Raw genomic sequence first — 14,792 nt, 5'->3', positions numbered from 1 at the left:
GCTCGTCAAGAAATTTTTCATTAAATGCTGAAGCCGCTTCTCTGCTATGCGCAATGTAGTAGAAAATTACGCCAACGAAGTCACTATTACCTGCAAGCGACACACGAAAACCGCCAAACAGGAAAAACATTCATTGTCTGCAACAAGATATTTCCTGGTAAGTATTTTTCCCGGTTGCCGGCGCTGGCGCCTCGCCGGATGATCATCTACACGATCTGGTTGGAGACAGCCATGCAAGCAATCCCCATTAAGCGCTTCGTCGCCTGGCTCCTCCGTCCGCTTCGGCCGGAAGCGGCATCGCCTGGTCGGACGAATAGCACGTCGGCCTCCATCTTGGAGTTCGACCCGTTCTGGCACGGCGATCACTGGCAAAACCTGTTGGCGTCCCCGATGGATGCTCGTCACTATGTGATGGAAGACTGGGCATTGCCCCTGGACGACGACGAAGTGGATTACCCGCGCGGTGAAGACAAACAGCGTGGGCGGCGCCGCATGCGTGGGTGAGCGTGCCTCCCCGGGGCTGCAAGGGGCCGGCGTGAGGTGCTGAAACGCCCGCTTCCGGGCAGCGCCCTGCCCGGAAGCGGAGCAAGGTGCGCAAGCACCCGGTCCAGCCAATAAAAAAAACGCGGCTCGGAAGCCGCGCTGACAAAGGTTTGGAGACGTCTTTTCCTTGATGAAAAAGTCTGCTTGGGCAAGCAGAACCGGCAGTATATCGTTGCAGCCGCCGTCGATTATCTCGCAAAACGCAAACTTCCATTTCAAATCCGTCAACAATCTGAAATCGAAGAATACAAATCGATACGGATGATGCGAAATAGCGTCTCGAAAACACAACGCCGTGAATTGTCAATATTCGAACCGCACCCTTTTATAATCCCACAAAGCCTTGACCAGCAAGGCTTTGCGCCGAATCCACGACGATTTCGAAACGCTCAATACTTTATTGCTATTTTCGAAAGTCGAACGCGAGCGAGGCTCTATTTACACTCAACCCAGTTCGGAAATACGGACCTGTTGCGGTTCCCCACGCCGCCATGCGGACGGTTCGGTGCGGTAGCGCGTGAGCTACGGCCGGCGCCCCGGGGGCGACAGCCAAGAAATCTTCCTGATACTGGAGTGAATGATGAAGAAGACGCTTCTAGTCGGCGCTCTCGCGGGCGCGGTCACGACGATGGCGCACGCGCAAAGCAGCGTGACCCTCTATGGTCTCATCGACGCCGGCATCACCTATACGAACAATCAAGGCGGCGGGCACGCTTGGCAACAATCGACGGGCGGCGTGAACGGCAGCCGCTGGGGGCTGCGCGGCGCGGAAGATCTGGGCGGCGGCCTGAAAGCCATCTTCACGTTGGAAAACGGATTTGGCATCAACAACGGCACGCTCAAGCAAAACGGCCGCGAATTCGGCCGGCAGGCGTTCGTCGGTCTCAGCAGCGACCAATTCGGCACCGTGACGCTCGGCCGTCAGTACGACGACGTCGTCCAATACCTCGGGCCGTTGGCGTTGACGGGCACACAGTATGGCGGCACCTACTTCGCCCACCCGTTCGATAACGACAACCTCGACAATTCGTTCCGGATCAATAACTCGGTCCACTTCCAAAGCGCGAACTACGGCGGCTTCAAGATCGGCGCGTTGTATGGCTTCTCGAACACGGCCGGCCAGTTCTCGAATAACCGCACCGTCAGCGTCGGCGCGTCGTATACGTGGATGGGCCTGAACGTCGCTGCGGCCTATCTGCAGATCGACAACGATCTGAACGCGCTGAATCAAGCCGTGACCGCGCCCGGCTCCGTGGCAGGCGACGCCACGTTCGCCGCGAGCCGTCAGCGCACCTGGGGCGCAGGCCTGAACTACACGTTCGGCCCGGCCACGGCGGGCTTCGTCTTCACGCAGACGCACCTGAACGATGCGGTCGGCATCAACGCGGCCAATGCCGGCACGGCCGCGACGCTCGCGTTGCCGGGCGGTACGGCCCGCTTCAACAACTACGAAGTCAACGCGCGTTACGCGCTGACGCCGGCGGTCAGCCTGGCCGGCGCCTATACGTACACCGCCGGCTCGATCGGCGGCGTCAATCCGAAGTGGAATCAGTTCAATCTGCAAGCGGACTACGCGTTGTCCAAGCGCACGGACGTCTACGTGGAAGGCATCTTTCAGCACGCGATCAACAAGGGCCTGCCGCTCAACGCGGATATCAACGGTCTGAATGCGTCGTCGAACGAGAAGCAAGTGGCCGCGACGGTCGGTCTGCGCCATCGCTTCTGAGGACCCGGGGCCGGCCATGCCGGCCTATCCACTATCCGCCCTATCCATACGACAAAGGCGCCGCACCTGCGGCGCCTTTTTTATCGCCAACGCTGGAACGACCCCGCAGCGAAGGAGCCCCCTCCCACGAGCCGTGCGGCCTTGCGCAGCGATCACCCGCCGGCCTCAACCACGAGCCGGATAGCTGACGTCGAGCACGTCGATTTGCTCCGGCCCCGCCGGCGTATGCAGCGTGACCGTATCGCCGATCCGCGCCTTCAGCAACGCGCGGGCAACAGGCGAGATCCAACTCACATGACCGCGATCGAGATCGACTTCGTCGACGCCGACGATCGTCACGGTGTGCGTTTCGCCGTCTTCGGTCGCGTATTCCACGGTTGCGCCGAAGAACACCTGATCGACATTCTCTTGCCGGCTGGCGTCCACCACTTCAGCCAGGTCGAGCCGCTTCGTGAGAAAACGGATACGCCGGTCGATCTCGCGCAGGCGTCGCTTTCCGTAGATGTAATCGCCGTTTTCCGAACGGTCGCCGTTCGAGGCGGCCCACGAAACGAGCTTAACCACGTCCGGACGCTCGACGTCGATCAAATGAAGCAGCTCGTCGCGCATCCGCTTGTGGCCCGCGGGCGTCATGTAGTTCTTGGTGCCGGCCGGGATCTGCGGCTGGGCGAGGTCGAGATCGTCGTCATCGGCGTCGTTCGACTCTTTGACAAATGCTTTGTTCATGGTGCGAATAGGTGCGAATCACCGCGTACGGTCAATCTTCAAGCGTACACGATGGGAGCGGTCGCGAGAAAGATTGAAGAAACTCGCTCCGATGTCTTCCCTTTTCTCGGAACTTTGCTATAATTTCGCTTCTGCGTGCGGCTGTAGCTCAGTTGGATAGAGTACTTGGCTACGAACCAAGGGGTCGTGGGTTCGAATCCTGCCAGCCGCGCCACCTATGAAGGGCCTTCCGTATGGAAGGCCCTTTGTTTTTGCGCGCTCGCTTTCCGTGCGCGTCCGCTTTCAGGATTCGGCATCCGACCGCATCGAACGAGCCCGCCCCGGTCGGACGGGCTCTATAACACTCAATAATCGCCGCGCTCACGCTCGATCCGCATCCCGCCGTCATGACGATGATGGCCATCCTCGCTCGGGCGCTCGCGCGTGATCCGCATCACGTCGGGGTTCGTCCGAACCCGCCGCATGACGTTGGCCAAATGCACGCGGTCGCTCACCTGAATGACGAACCGCAAGACCGTGGATTCTTGCGACAAATCTTCGTCCATCGCAATGTGCACGATATTGGCATCGGCCGACGTGATATCGGCCGCCACCCGCGCGAAGACGCCTTTCACGTTGCGAACCAGCACTTTGACGGCGACGTCGAACAAGCGCCCAGGCTGCGGCGCCCACGCCACATCGATCCACCGCCCCGGGTCGCGCCGATGAATACGCTGTGCGACGCGGCAGTCGGTCGTGTGAATGGCCATGCCGAGCCCGATACCGATATAGCCCATGATGTCGTCGCCCGGAATCGGCCTGCAGCACGCCGACAACTGCACCGACATGCCTTCAGTGCCCGTAATGACCACCGGCGGCGCCTGAGGCGCGGACGGCTGTCCTGCACCGCCTAGCTCCCGGGCATGTTCGTCGTCGGCGTCGCGCCCACTCACCAGCACCTCGATGCGCTTGGCCATCACTGCAGCCACACGGCGGCCGAGCCCGATATCGGCGAAGATTTCCTGCCGGTTCTTATTGCCCGTCCATTGCACGAGCTTGTCCCACACATCGGGCTCGATCTCGGAGAGCGCGAGCCCGTAGCCCTTCAAGCTCTGATCGACCAGACGCTCGCCAAGCTGGACCGACTCGTTCAGCCGCATCGTCTTCAGATAGTGACGAATTGCCGAGCGCGCCTTGCCGGTGCGGACGAAACCGAGCCACGCCGGGTTCGGCTTCGAATAGGGCGCCGTGATCACTTCGACGATATCGCCGCTCTTGAGCTCGGTGCGCAGCGGCAGCAGTTCGTTGTTGATCTTCACGGCGACGCATTGATTGCCGAGATCGCTGTGAATCGAATAGGCGAAATCGAGCGCCGTCGAACCGCGCGGAAGCGCCATGATCTTCGACTTCGGCGTGAACACGTAGACCGCATCCGGGAACAGATCGATCTTCACGTGTTCGAGGAACTCGCTCGAATCGCCAGCCTCGCTCTGAATGTCGAGCAGCGACTTGAGCCATTGGTGCGCGCGCTTTTGCACGTCGTTCAGATCCGCACCGCCGTTCTTGTAGAGCCAGTGCGCCGCCACGCCTGCCTCGGCGATCTCATGCATCTTGCGCGTTCGGACCTGAAATTCGATCGGCGCGCCGAACGGACCGACAAGTGTCGTGTGCAGCGACTGATAGCCGTTGACCTTCGGGATCGCGATGTAATCCTTGAACTTGCCGGGCACGGGCTTGTAGAGCGCGTGCAATACGCCGATGCACGTATAGCATTCGAGCGCGCTGCCGACGACGACGCGAAAACCGTAGACATCCAGCACCTGCGAGAACGACAACTGCTTGTCGCGCATCTTCTTGTAGATGCTGAAAATCGTCTTCTCGCGGCCCGTGACCTCGGCTTCGATCTGCGCATCGGCGATCGCGCGCTGCACCGATTCCAGGATCTTGCTCACCACCTCGCGCCGATTACCGCGGGCCGCCTTCACGGCTTTTTCGAGCGTGGCGTAGCGATGCGGGTTGAAATTCGCGAAGCTCAGATCTTGCAGTTCGCGATAGGTATTGTTCAGACCAAGACGGTGCGCGATCGGGGCATAAATATCGAGCGTTTCGCGCGCCACGCGCCGGCGTTTCTCGGGCGGCACCGCGCCGAGGGTGCGCATGTTGTGCAGCCGATCGGCCAGCTTGACGAGGATGACGCGCACGTCGCGCGCCATGGCAAGCAGCATCTTGCGGAAATTCTCGGCCTGCGCTTCCTCGCGATTGCGAAACTCCATCTTGTCGAGTTTCGACAGACCGTCGACGAGTTCCGCCACCTTGGGACCGAAACGCTCGGCCAGTTCCGTCTTCGTGACGCCCTGATCTTCCATCACGTCGTGCAGCAACGCGGCCATGATCGACTGCGCGTCGAGCTTCCAGCCGGCGCAGGTTTCCGCGACGGCAACGGGGTGCGTGATGTAGGGCTCGCCGCTATGGCGATATTGGCCGAGGTGCGCTTCGTCGCCGAAATGGAACGCGGCCTTGACTTCTTTGATCTCTTCGGCGCTCAGATAGCCGGCGAGCATCGACGTGAGTTTCGCGATCGAAACGACGTCGTGTCTGCGGGGCTGCTCTGGGGTGGCGGTGGGGCCGAACAGATGGCGAAACGACTGTTCGAGAACCGCATCGATGTACTTGCGCGCGGGGCCGGGCGCTTCGACGTCATGCTCGTGCTCGAGATGCGCGGCATCGGTGGAAGCGGAGGCGGACGATGGGGTAGCGCTCATTTTCGCCTCCGGTATCGATCGCTATGCGGGCTATGCGCGAGATCGCATGGCTTGAGACAGCGCTAGGCGCTCGAAGGCGCCTAGCGTGTCGGACACTTTAGACGGGGACCTTCTTCAGCATCTCGAGACCGACTTGGCCCGCCGCGATCTCGCGCAGCGCGACCACGGTGGGTTTGTCGCGGCTTTCGATCTTCGGCGTGTGGCCTTGCGCGAGCTGACGTGCACGATACGTGGCGGCGAGCGCCAGCTCGAAACGATTCGGGATTTGCTTCAGGCAGTCTTCGACGGTAATGCGGGCCATGTTTCGAAATTCCTTCTCAATATGTTGCTCATTCTACCTTATGTGGGCAAGCACCCATCTTTACTCGGCATGCGGCAGATGGATCCCCAGCTCGACGAAAAGCGCTGCATGGCGCGCGTATTGCGAGGCAAAGCGCAAACGCGTCGCATCGACCACGCACTGCAGTTCCGACAGCGCGCGTTCGAAGTGCTCGTTGATGATGACGTACTCGGATTCGGCCGCATGCGCGATCTCGCTACCTGCCGCGAGCAACCTGCGCGTGATGACGTTCGGCTCGTCCTGTCCGCGCTTTTTCAAGCGCTCTTCCAACGCCGCGAGCGACGGCGGCAGGATGAAAATCTCCACCGCATTGCGAAAGCGCTTCTTCACTTGCTGCGCGCCCTGCCAATCGATTTCGAGCAGCACGTCGTGGCCGTTCTTCATCTGCTGCTCGATCCACAGACGCGAGGTGGCGTAGTAGTTGCCGTGCACTTCCGCGCTCTCGAGGAATTCGCCGTTGCCGTGCCGTTCGAGAAAATCGTCGACGGTCGTGAAGTGGTAATGCTGTCCGTCTTGTTCGCCCGGCCGCGGCTTGCGGGTCGTGTACGAAATCGACAAGCGGATCGCCGGATCGCGCGCGAGCAGCGCGTTGACGAGCGTCGACTTGCCCGCGCCCGAGGGCGCGACCACCATGAACAGGTTGCCGGGATAGGCACCGGCATAGGGATTGCGCGGCGCCGATGCCGCGTGCGATTCGTTCGTGGATTCGGTCATGGTTACGCTTACTCCAGATTCTGCACTTGCTCGCGCATTTGCTCGATGAGCAGCTTGAGCGTCATCGACGCATCGGCGAGTTCCTTGGCGGCTGCCTTCGAGCCCAGCGTGTTCGCTTCGCGATTGAGTTCTTGCATCATGAAGTCGAGGCGCTTGCCGACCTTGCCGCCCTTCTCGATCACATGACGCGTCTCGTTCAGGTGTGCCGTGAGCCGCGACAGCTCTTCGGCGATGTCGATACGGATACCGTACATCGTCACTTCCTGACGGATGCGTTCGGCGATTTCCTCGCGCGAGACGATGGTCGCCGCGGCGTCGGGTGCGGCGATACCGAGCGCTTCTTGCAACCGTTCGACGATTTTTTGCTGGTGCTTCGCGATGAGTTCGGGCACGAGCGGCGTAATGCGCGCGACGATCGCCTCCATCTCGGTCACGTTGTTCAGCAGCATAGCGGCCAATTGAGCGCCCTCGCGCGCACGGACCTCGACGAGTTCGGCGATCGCCTGCTTGCCGCACGCGAGCACGGCATCGCGCAAGGTTTCCGGCGAGACGTTCGTTTCGGCCAGCACGCCCGGCCAGCGCAAGATTTCGCCGGTACGCATGCGCTCGCTGCCCGGAAACGCGTCGAGCACCGCGCGCTCGAGCACGGCCAATTGATCGAGGGCGTCGCGATTGAGCGAGCCCACCGTCGCGCTCTGTTCGCTGCGTTGGAAGTTCACGCGGATATCGACCTTGCCGCGCGAGAGCTTCGTCATCAACATTTCGCGCAGCGTCGGCTCGCACGTGCGCGCCTCTTCGGGCATGCGGAAGTTCAGGTCGAGAAAACGCGAATTCACGGTGCGCAGTTCGACCGACACGCTCATGGCTGCGCTGCCGCCTGCGGCCGCGAGTTCGCGCGTCGCGCTCGCGTAACCTGTCATGCTGTAAATCATCGTCCGTCTCGCGATTGTGGCCGTCGCCGGCCGGTTATTCGAGCCGCCCCGCGCGTCGACCCGGCGCGAAAGCGTTGAACCGGCATTATCCCATTTTTGCCGGGCACGCCCGAGCCGGCGGCACGGCAGCCGGCCGGGCGCATGCATGGCGTCAAGGGCGGTAAAATTACGCTTTCCGCTCTTTCCACGCGGCGCCACGCCGCTTCTTGCTCCCACCATGCCCGATATCGTTCAACGCCCCAGCGGCCGCGCCGCCGACGCCCTGCGCGACGTTCGCATCACGCGCCACTACACGAAGCATGCCGAGGGCTCCGTGCTCGTCGAGTTCGGCGAGACGAAAGTCATCTGCACCGCGAGCGTCGCCGAGCGCGTGCCCGAATTCCTGCGCGAGCGCAACCAAGGCTGGCTCACCGCCGAATACGGGATGCTGCCGCGCGCGACGCACACGCGCAGCGACCGCGAGGCCGCGCGCGGCAAGCAAACGGGCCGCACGCAGGAAATTCAGCGGCTCATCGGTCGCGCGCTGCGTGCCGTGTTCGATCTCGGGCAGCTCGGGCCGCGCACCTTGCACATCGATTGCGACGTCATTCAGGCGGACGGCGGCACGCGCACGGCGAGCATCACGGGCGCATTCGTCGCCGCGCACGACGCCGTCTCCAAGCTGATCGCCGCGGGCAAGATCGCCAAGTCGCCGATCACCGATTACGTCGCGGCCATTTCGGTCGGCGTGTATGAAGGCATGCCCGTGCTCGATCTCGATTACGACGAAGATTCGCGCTGCGATACCGACATGAACGTCGTCATGACGGGCGAAGGCGGCTTCGTCGAAGTGCAAGGCACCGCCGAAGGCGTGCCGTTCTCGCGCGACGAAATGAACGCACTGCTCGATCTGGCGCAACAGGGCATCCGTACGCTCGTCGAAAAGCAAAAGGCGGCGCTGCGCGGCAACGACGACGGGCAGCCGACAGCCGCGTTAGGGGTCCACGATGAGTGAATCGGCCGGTACGCGTTCGAACGGCGCAGCGCTCGCCGGTGCGTCCGGTGCAATATCGCAGGGCGACGCGCCGCTCGCGCGCGTCGTACTGGCTTCGAACAATGCCGGCAAACTGCGCGAGTTCGACGCGATGCTCGGCGCGGCGGGCATCGCCCTGGTCCCTCAAGGCGAGCTGGGCGTGCCCGAAGCCGAAGAGCCGCATGGCACGTTCGTCGAGAACGCCCTGGCCAAAGCCCGCCATGCGGCGCGCCTGACCGGCTTGCCCGCGCTGGCGGACGATTCCGGCTTGTGCGTGCGGGCCCTGGGCGGCGAGCCCGGCGTTTACTCCGCGCGTTACGCGCAACGCGCCGGCGGGGAGAAGAGCGATGCCGCCAACAACGCCTATCTCGTCGAACGCCTGCGGGGCTGCGCCGATCGGCGCGGATACTACTTCTGCGTCCTTGTGCTCGTTCGCCACGCGGACGATCCGGAACCGCTGATTGCCGAAGGCCGCTGGCATGGCGAGATCTTGGACGCGGCGCGCGGCGCGAACGGATTCGGCTACGACCCGTACTTCTTCTTGCCGGAGTTGGATGCGACTGCGGCGCAGCTCGACCCCGCGGTGAAGAACGCGCGCAGCCATCGCGCCATCGCGCTGGCCGCGCTGCTGGCCCGCCTTAAGGAGGAACGATGATCGGCACCCGCGCCGGCGTCGTCCAGGCGTTCACCGCCCCCGGCGCCATTCGGCTCACGTCTTTGCCACCGCTTGCCCTGTACGTCCATTTCCCCTGGTGCGTGCGCAAGTGCCCTTATTGCGACTTCAATTCGCACGAATGGAAAGGCGAGCGGTTTCCGGAAGACGATTACCTCGACGCGCTGCGAGCCGATCTCGAGCAAGCCTTGCCGCTCGTGTGGGGGCGGCAGGTGCACACGATCTTCATTGGCGGCGGAACGCCTAGCTTGTTGTCGGCAAAGGGGCTGGACCGCTTGCTGTCCGACGTGCGCGCCCTGCTGCCGCTCGATGCCGATGCCGAAATCACGATGGAGGCCAACCCGGGCACGTTCGAAGCCGAGAAATTCGCGCAGTTTCGTGCGAGCGGCGTGAACCGTCTATCGGTGGGCATTCAAAGCTTCAACGAAGCGCATTTGAAGGCGCTGGGGCGTATTCACGATATGCACGACGCGCGCCGAGCCGTCGAGATCGCCGCCCGGCACTTCGACAACTTCAATCTCGATTTGATGTTCGCCCTGCCCGGGCAAACATTGGACGAATGCCGCGCCGACATCGAGACGGCCTTGTCGTTCGCGCCGCCGCATCTGTCGCTCTATCACCTCACGCTCGAACCGAACACGATGTTCGCGAAGTTTCCGCCGGCGCTGCCCGACGACGACGCGTCGGCCGACATGCAGGAGTGGATACACGAGCGCACGGCGCAGGCGGGCTACGGACGGTACGAGGTTTCGGCTTACGCTCAGCCGAATCGCCAATGCAAGCACAACTTGAACTACTGGCGCTTCGGCGATTACCTCGGGATCGGCGCCGGCGCGCATACGAAGCTCTCGTTCGCGCACCGGATCGTGCGTCAGGCGCGCTACAAGCATCCCGCCACGTTTATCGAGCAGGCGCGCGCGGGGGCGCCGATCCAGGAAGAGCACGAAGTCACGGCGCACGATCTTCCATTCGAATTCATGCTCAATGCGCTGCGTTTGGTCGAAGGATTTCCCGTGCATCGGTTCATCGAGCGCACGGGGCTGCCGATGACCTCGATCGAACCGGCTTTGCAAGAGGCGGAGCGGCGCGGGTTGATCGAACGCACGCATGAAAAGATCGCGCCGACGCAGCTCGGTCAACGTTTCCTGAACGATCTGCAGGCGTTGTTCTTGAGCGAACGCTAGGCGCGATTGCCGAAACGATGCGCACGCGGATAGAGGCTGCGCCTCGTTTCGGGCGCGTTTTGGGTTACAATCGCGCCTCTCGGAGGGCTGGCAGAGCGGTTGAATGCACCGGTCTTGACTGACCTGCGCCCGACCTAGATCGAAAACAAGAAGCAACACGAAGCAGGAAGCGTGGCCGAGTGGTTTAAGGCACCGGTCTTGAAAACCGGCGACGGGCAACCGTCCGTGAGTTCGAATCTCACCGCTTCCGCCAACGAAGACGAGCACTCGGTCGGCATCCGACCACATGAAAGGCAGGTGCTGCAGCAAACATCACAGCTGCAGGGGCGTACGGTCACGCGCGACTTCGCACACCGGTTTGCGACTACATTGCTGCTTTCCCTTCCGGTGACGTTCAATCACGCGCTTTTCGCACTTCAATTGTCCTTGTTGAGCATTGCCTCAGCCTCGGCCGTATCCCACCGCCCACGACGCATCGCCTCAGCCAACATGCCGAGCGTTAAAGGCACGAGCGTCGGTCTGCGAAATCGCTTCGAGAATAGGCCGAGGAACGACGAAAGCAACTGCTGGCCTTCCGGGCTAAAGTAGCGCCGGTAAGGGAATTCGCCCGCCTGCACATGGAAGGTGTCAGCCCATTTATCAATAAATTCGACAGCATCGAGCCCCGTGAGACCCAAGTCATCCTCAAGGCGCGATGCGGGCTGAATATTCAATTGACCGCCGAATAGCGGCCGACCGAGCTCCTTCCGCGCAAACGCCTCCAACCGATCCCACGTCTCGTCCTTCACAGTGGCACCCGATCGGCCGGTTGCGCGAGGCGGTTGTAGGTCACGACGGTATTGCGGATAATCAAAAATGCGTCACGGGCCAGAAACACTTCCCCAACGAACGGGATGGATCGCCCAACAAATGCGCCGAGGTTGCGCGTAAAGGCAATCCGAACGCCTTTAAGCCCAACCTTCGTGATCATCGGCAAGCGCACCCGCAGCTTAAATGGCAGCAGCCTGCGGGCAGCTAGTGACGCCACGGATGTGCCTTTGGTCGCATCTGCGAATTTGCCCGCGACTGGCACGTCAGCCTGACCGAGCAATACGCCGGCTGCGGCAGCTAGGTCATCGAGACCTAGCTGCTTTCGAGTCTCATCTAACGCGACGAAAGTGAACAGGTCAGCGGCTGTGAGGTTCTGATGGATGCCATACGAGTACCGGGTATCGCTCATTCTTATCTCCGATTGCCAAACGCGGCATCGCTGTTCTCTCATCGTCACTAATGCCGCGCGGACCCGGTACTTTACACGACGGATCGGAAGCGGCCGCCTGTTTGTCTTGCCAGCTCTCGGTTTGTAATGATCGGCTCTCGACTCGTCGACGGGCCACCGGCCGCGGCATTCTTGACGCCGTACCTTCGAGTAGGGGGACTTGCGACAGTTTGTCCGGTTGGACCTCGCTCTGTCGACCCGATCTAAGCGAACACAATCACCGGAGCCTAGATTTCCCTGGCAACACCGTCAGATCGCACGTGGCACCCGTCTCCCGTGTCCGATACTCGCCTTGACCGCCGCCCGTGCTGCAGAACTACATGCCCGGTAATGTCGGCGCGCCGATAGAATGAGGACATGTCGACAAGGAGGCACCTATGCCCAAGGCAGACCATCGGCCCGAAATGTCAAACCTCGCCAAGAAGCGTCTGAGGGCAGAAGCCGGAGGCAAGTGCGCCAATCCGGGTTGCGCTGCCAAACGCACCGAGATTCACCACATCCGTGAGTGGGCGGTCTATCGTACCCACGATGAAGCGCACATGATCGCCATCTGTCCTACCTGCCACGATGCCGTCCATCATGGCCGGCTAGAGATCAGCGACGAGACTCTATACCGGTGGAAAAATTCGCAGCCGAGCGACGCCGCGCAAAGGGGAATGCTCTACGTTCAACCCGCGCCGCATCGACGACTGCGTCTCGGGACGATCTGGGTTACGAGGGAAGCCGGGGAAATTTCCGCTTTTGATCTTGGGCCCGGCGCATTTGTCAAAATTGTAATCGAGGAGGACGACATCCTACTTCTCGATCTAACGGTGACAGCGCGGGACGGCACTGAACTAGCGAGAATCAGCCGTTACGGTCACACGAAGACGCCGACGAGCCAGGACGGCGTGGAAGTTAGAGAGCACCCTGGAGCAATCGCCATTTCGGTTCCATGCAATGTTCGGTATCTCCCAGAGTGGCTCATCGACAAGGTGAAAAAGGAGGATCCTGAGTTTGACCAACGCCCCGTGGAAATCTTCCATATCGAAGTAACAAGCCCAGGCGAGGTCCGAATCAAAGGACTTTGGTTTAATGATGACGCTGCCGTTCGCGTCACGGATACTCAAATTCAATTCTTTCTGGCTGAGCCGAACCGCGGAGCGGTTACTGTTATCGGCGACCCCGTCACGGGAACAGGTTTCACGCTAAGCGGCGTTTTCGGCGCGGGCGCTCTCTTTCAAATGATAACGGGCAGCCCGACCAACCGGCTTTCTTCCCCGTAACTCGTGGTCTCGTCCTTTCGGTGATTATTCTCTCGATCTTATTGATGATTGAAATTTATGAGAAAACACCTTCAATATCAAGTGTTTTCGCGACGAACCTCGGCGCGCCATTTATCAAGAGCGTCCTCATTCACTAACCTGCCGGGGGTTCGCCGCGGTCTAATATCATCGCTCTGCCGGAAAATTGTCGCGTGTCGCTGGCCTTCCCTCGAGCCGCACATCGCGAAATATTAGCTACCGGCATCGTGACCGGCTGCATGGCCGTGACGACGCACGACGCGCACAGACGTTTCCGGCAACCTAGAAATCATAGATATGCGAACCATGAAGGGATGAAACGGATGAAGCCGGAGAATTTGATCACGAGGTTACGGAAGCTTCTGAGTGAAGATATACGGGTGCAGCTATCGCTAGGGGTCTTGCTCGGAGGCGCGATTCCGCTCTATGCATATGCGCTTAGCATCAACCAGATACCGGACTTCTCGATCGCCGATCTAACGGGTGTATTAATCGCATCATTCTTGACCGCAGCGCTGCTCGGGACACTGATGGTCGTGTATCTGCTTTCCGCGGGATTTGCCGCACGAAAGGCAATGGATGCGTTTTATCCCTTAGGCGACTCCCGAAAGATCGACCCTAAAGACGCCTCGGCCTTGCTGGTCCGGGACACCCGCGAATACCTAATGAGGGGACGTTTCATCATCGGCGTCACCGCGTTCGATGTGCTTATCTGGTTCGGTGCTGCAGTAAAGCCGTTCAACATGTGGCTGGCGCCCCAACACCCGGGGCTCGCAACGTGCGTCTATACCGTAGCGCTTGTCGCCTGCACACTACTGGTACTGATCGATTGGCGACGCGGATGGCGCCTAGGGAAGTACATCTTGTTTGCGGTACTGTGCGGGGCGGTTGCGTTTCTCAGCGTGCTCACGGCTGCGGATCTTGGCGGCTACGTTACCGAAGTCTCACTTGCCATTCATCCCGCCGCTGAGCGGCGCTCCGCCTGGATCGATACCGTCGCTTCCTCGATGTTGCACGACAGACTGATCCTAACCGCTTCAATCTGCGCGCTACTCGCGGTCATTGGCTTATCGGCGCTAGCGTTCACTACGCGAAAGCGCCGTTCTATTATCCGGTCCGGCGGGACGCCGCCGATAGTTTTCCGAAATCCGGCACGCCGTCTCCTGGCAGCCAAGTTATCCGCCGCAGCTGCGTTCACCGTTGCAACCGGGCTCAGTGCATTGTTTTTCATCCAGGTTGTGAATGCGTCTGCGCCGTCAAAGCAAACGATGATCGCTGTCACCGGCGCCATGTATCTAATCATGCTGAACTGGGCTTCGTTTTCAGTGCGCGACCGAAAGAATCGAGTTCTCTTTGGACTGGCGACCTTTGCGATCGTGCTCGTCGTCCTACCGATGCAGGTCGGAAACGCCGCGATGTTCCCAAAGATGGTCGTCACAACGCTAGGTCTAGGAAACCTACGGGCGAATAGCATCGCGCTTTCAAGCTTGGAATGTTCGGCGCTTCTTCCATACGGCGTGGACGTATCCGGGATTTTGTGTGTGAGGCGGGTTGACACTTACAGCCCGATGTTGAAGCGCTCGGGGTAAAGCAGTGCGAACTGTGTCATCGCGCTTTTCCAATCATGTCGAGATCCGGTCCATTTGGCAACGACATTGCG

General features: G+C 60.9%; 14 protein-coding genes and 2 tRNA genes. 9 read left to right on the top strand and 7 right to left on the bottom strand.

The genetic code is table 11. The annotated features are described in order from the left end of the window. The first annotated feature begins 231 nt into the window (after positions 1–231). Entirely contained in the window at positions 232–504 is a 273-nt protein-coding gene (locus ACTHN9_RS28420; protein WP_440540189.1) for a hypothetical protein, read from the top strand. Between the two features lie 619 nt (positions 505–1,123). Then, positions 1,124–2,269 carry a porin gene (locus tag ACTHN9_RS28415; RefSeq protein WP_440540167.1) on the top strand — a complete coding sequence of 382 codons (1,146 nt, stop codon included), beginning with the start codon at positions 1,124–1,126 and terminating at the stop codon, positions 2,267–2,269. A gap of 165 nt (positions 2,270–2,434) precedes the next feature. On the opposite strand, the gene greB is transcribed toward ACTHN9_RS28415, so the two are convergent. Further along, complete coding sequence (greB, locus tag ACTHN9_RS28410; RefSeq protein WP_440540166.1) at positions 2,435–2,995, bottom strand: transcription elongation factor GreB; 561 nt, start codon at positions 2,993–2,995, stop codon at positions 2,435–2,437. Between the two features lie 137 nt (positions 2,996–3,132). On the opposite strand from greB, the gene ACTHN9_RS28405 reads away from it, so the two are divergent. Further along, positions 3,133–3,209: transfer RNA gene (locus tag ACTHN9_RS28405), tRNA-Arg, on the top strand. A 130-nt stretch (positions 3,210–3,339) separates the two neighbouring features. Here the strand turns inward: ACTHN9_RS28405 and ACTHN9_RS28400 are convergent. The 4 genes from ACTHN9_RS28400 to ACTHN9_RS28385 form a co-directional block, all read right to left on the bottom strand. Then, positions 3,340–5,736: a RelA/SpoT family protein gene (locus tag ACTHN9_RS28400; RefSeq protein ID WP_440540165.1), complete on the bottom strand. Its 2,397-nt coding sequence runs from the start codon at positions 5,734–5,736 to the stop codon at positions 3,340–3,342. A 97-nt stretch (positions 5,737–5,833) separates the two neighbouring features. Further along, complete coding sequence (rpoZ, locus tag ACTHN9_RS28395; protein ID WP_006400783.1) at positions 5,834–6,037, bottom strand: DNA-directed RNA polymerase subunit omega; 204 nt, start codon at positions 6,035–6,037, stop codon at positions 5,834–5,836. 60 nt (positions 6,038–6,097) lie between these two features. Next, a complete protein-coding gene (gmk, locus tag ACTHN9_RS28390) occupies positions 6,098–6,790 on the bottom strand; it encodes a guanylate kinase (protein WP_440540164.1) in 693 nt (230 codons plus the stop codon). 8 nt (positions 6,791–6,798) lie between these two features. Further along, positions 6,799–7,722 carry a YicC/YloC family endoribonuclease gene (locus tag ACTHN9_RS28385; RefSeq protein ID WP_440540163.1) on the bottom strand — a complete coding sequence of 308 codons (924 nt, stop codon included), beginning with the start codon at positions 7,720–7,722 and terminating at the stop codon, positions 6,799–6,801. Between the two features lie 217 nt (positions 7,723–7,939). On the opposite strand from ACTHN9_RS28385, the gene rph reads away from it, so the two are divergent. The 4 genes from rph to ACTHN9_RS28365 all read left to right on the top strand — a co-directional run bounded on the left by rph (position 7,940) and on the right by ACTHN9_RS28365 (position 10,844). Continuing rightward, positions 7,940–8,716 (top strand): ribonuclease PH, encoded by a 777-nt coding sequence (rph, locus tag ACTHN9_RS28380; RefSeq protein ID WP_440540162.1) that lies wholly within the window; start codon positions 7,940–7,942, stop codon positions 8,714–8,716. Further along, entirely contained in the window at positions 8,709–9,389 is a 681-nt protein-coding gene (gene rdgB, locus ACTHN9_RS28375; protein WP_440540161.1) for an RdgB/HAM1 family non-canonical purine NTP pyrophosphatase, read from the top strand. Before rph ends, rdgB begins: the two co-directional genes overlap by 8 nt. Next, complete coding sequence (gene hemW / locus ACTHN9_RS28370; RefSeq protein WP_440540160.1) at positions 9,386–10,591, top strand: radical SAM family heme chaperone HemW; 1,206 nt, start codon at positions 9,386–9,388, stop codon at positions 10,589–10,591. Before rdgB ends, hemW begins: the two co-directional genes overlap by 4 nt. Before the next feature lie 165 nt (positions 10,592–10,756). Continuing rightward, positions 10,757–10,844 (top strand) — tRNA-Ser (locus ACTHN9_RS28365). Between the two features lie 163 nt (positions 10,845–11,007). Here ACTHN9_RS28365 and ACTHN9_RS28360 read toward each other — a convergent pair. Together ACTHN9_RS28360 and ACTHN9_RS28355 are read right to left on the bottom strand one after the other, a co-directional pair. Beyond that, the gene (locus ACTHN9_RS28360; RefSeq protein WP_440540159.1) at positions 11,008–11,379 is read right to left on the bottom strand and encodes a DUF1493 family protein; all 372 of its coding nucleotides are present in this window, start codon (positions 11,377–11,379) and stop codon (positions 11,008–11,010) included. Beyond that, entirely contained in the window at positions 11,376–11,810 is a 435-nt protein-coding gene (locus tag ACTHN9_RS28355) for an STM2901 family protein (RefSeq protein WP_440540158.1), read from the bottom strand. The genes ACTHN9_RS28360 and ACTHN9_RS28355 overlap by 4 nt, the downstream gene beginning before the upstream one ends. A 416-nt stretch (positions 11,811–12,226) precedes the next feature. Between ACTHN9_RS28355 and ACTHN9_RS28350 the strand changes: the two genes are divergently transcribed. Further along, entirely contained in the window at positions 12,227–13,114 is an 888-nt protein-coding gene (locus tag ACTHN9_RS28350) for an HNH endonuclease signature motif containing protein (protein WP_440540157.1), read from the top strand. Between the two features lie 332 nt (positions 13,115–13,446). Beyond that, positions 13,447–14,721, top strand: coding sequence for a hypothetical protein (locus tag ACTHN9_RS28345; RefSeq protein ID WP_440540156.1), 1,275 nt, complete (start codon positions 13,447–13,449; stop codon positions 14,719–14,721). Positions 14,722–14,792 lie beyond the last annotated feature (71 nt).

This window comes from Trinickia sp. (genome assembly GCF_051953405.1).
Lineage (GTDB): Bacteria > Pseudomonadota > Gammaproteobacteria > Burkholderiales > Burkholderiaceae > Trinickia.
The sequence above is the reverse complement of the archived record's forward strand: the minus strand, read 5'-3'. Positions and strand labels throughout refer to the sequence as shown.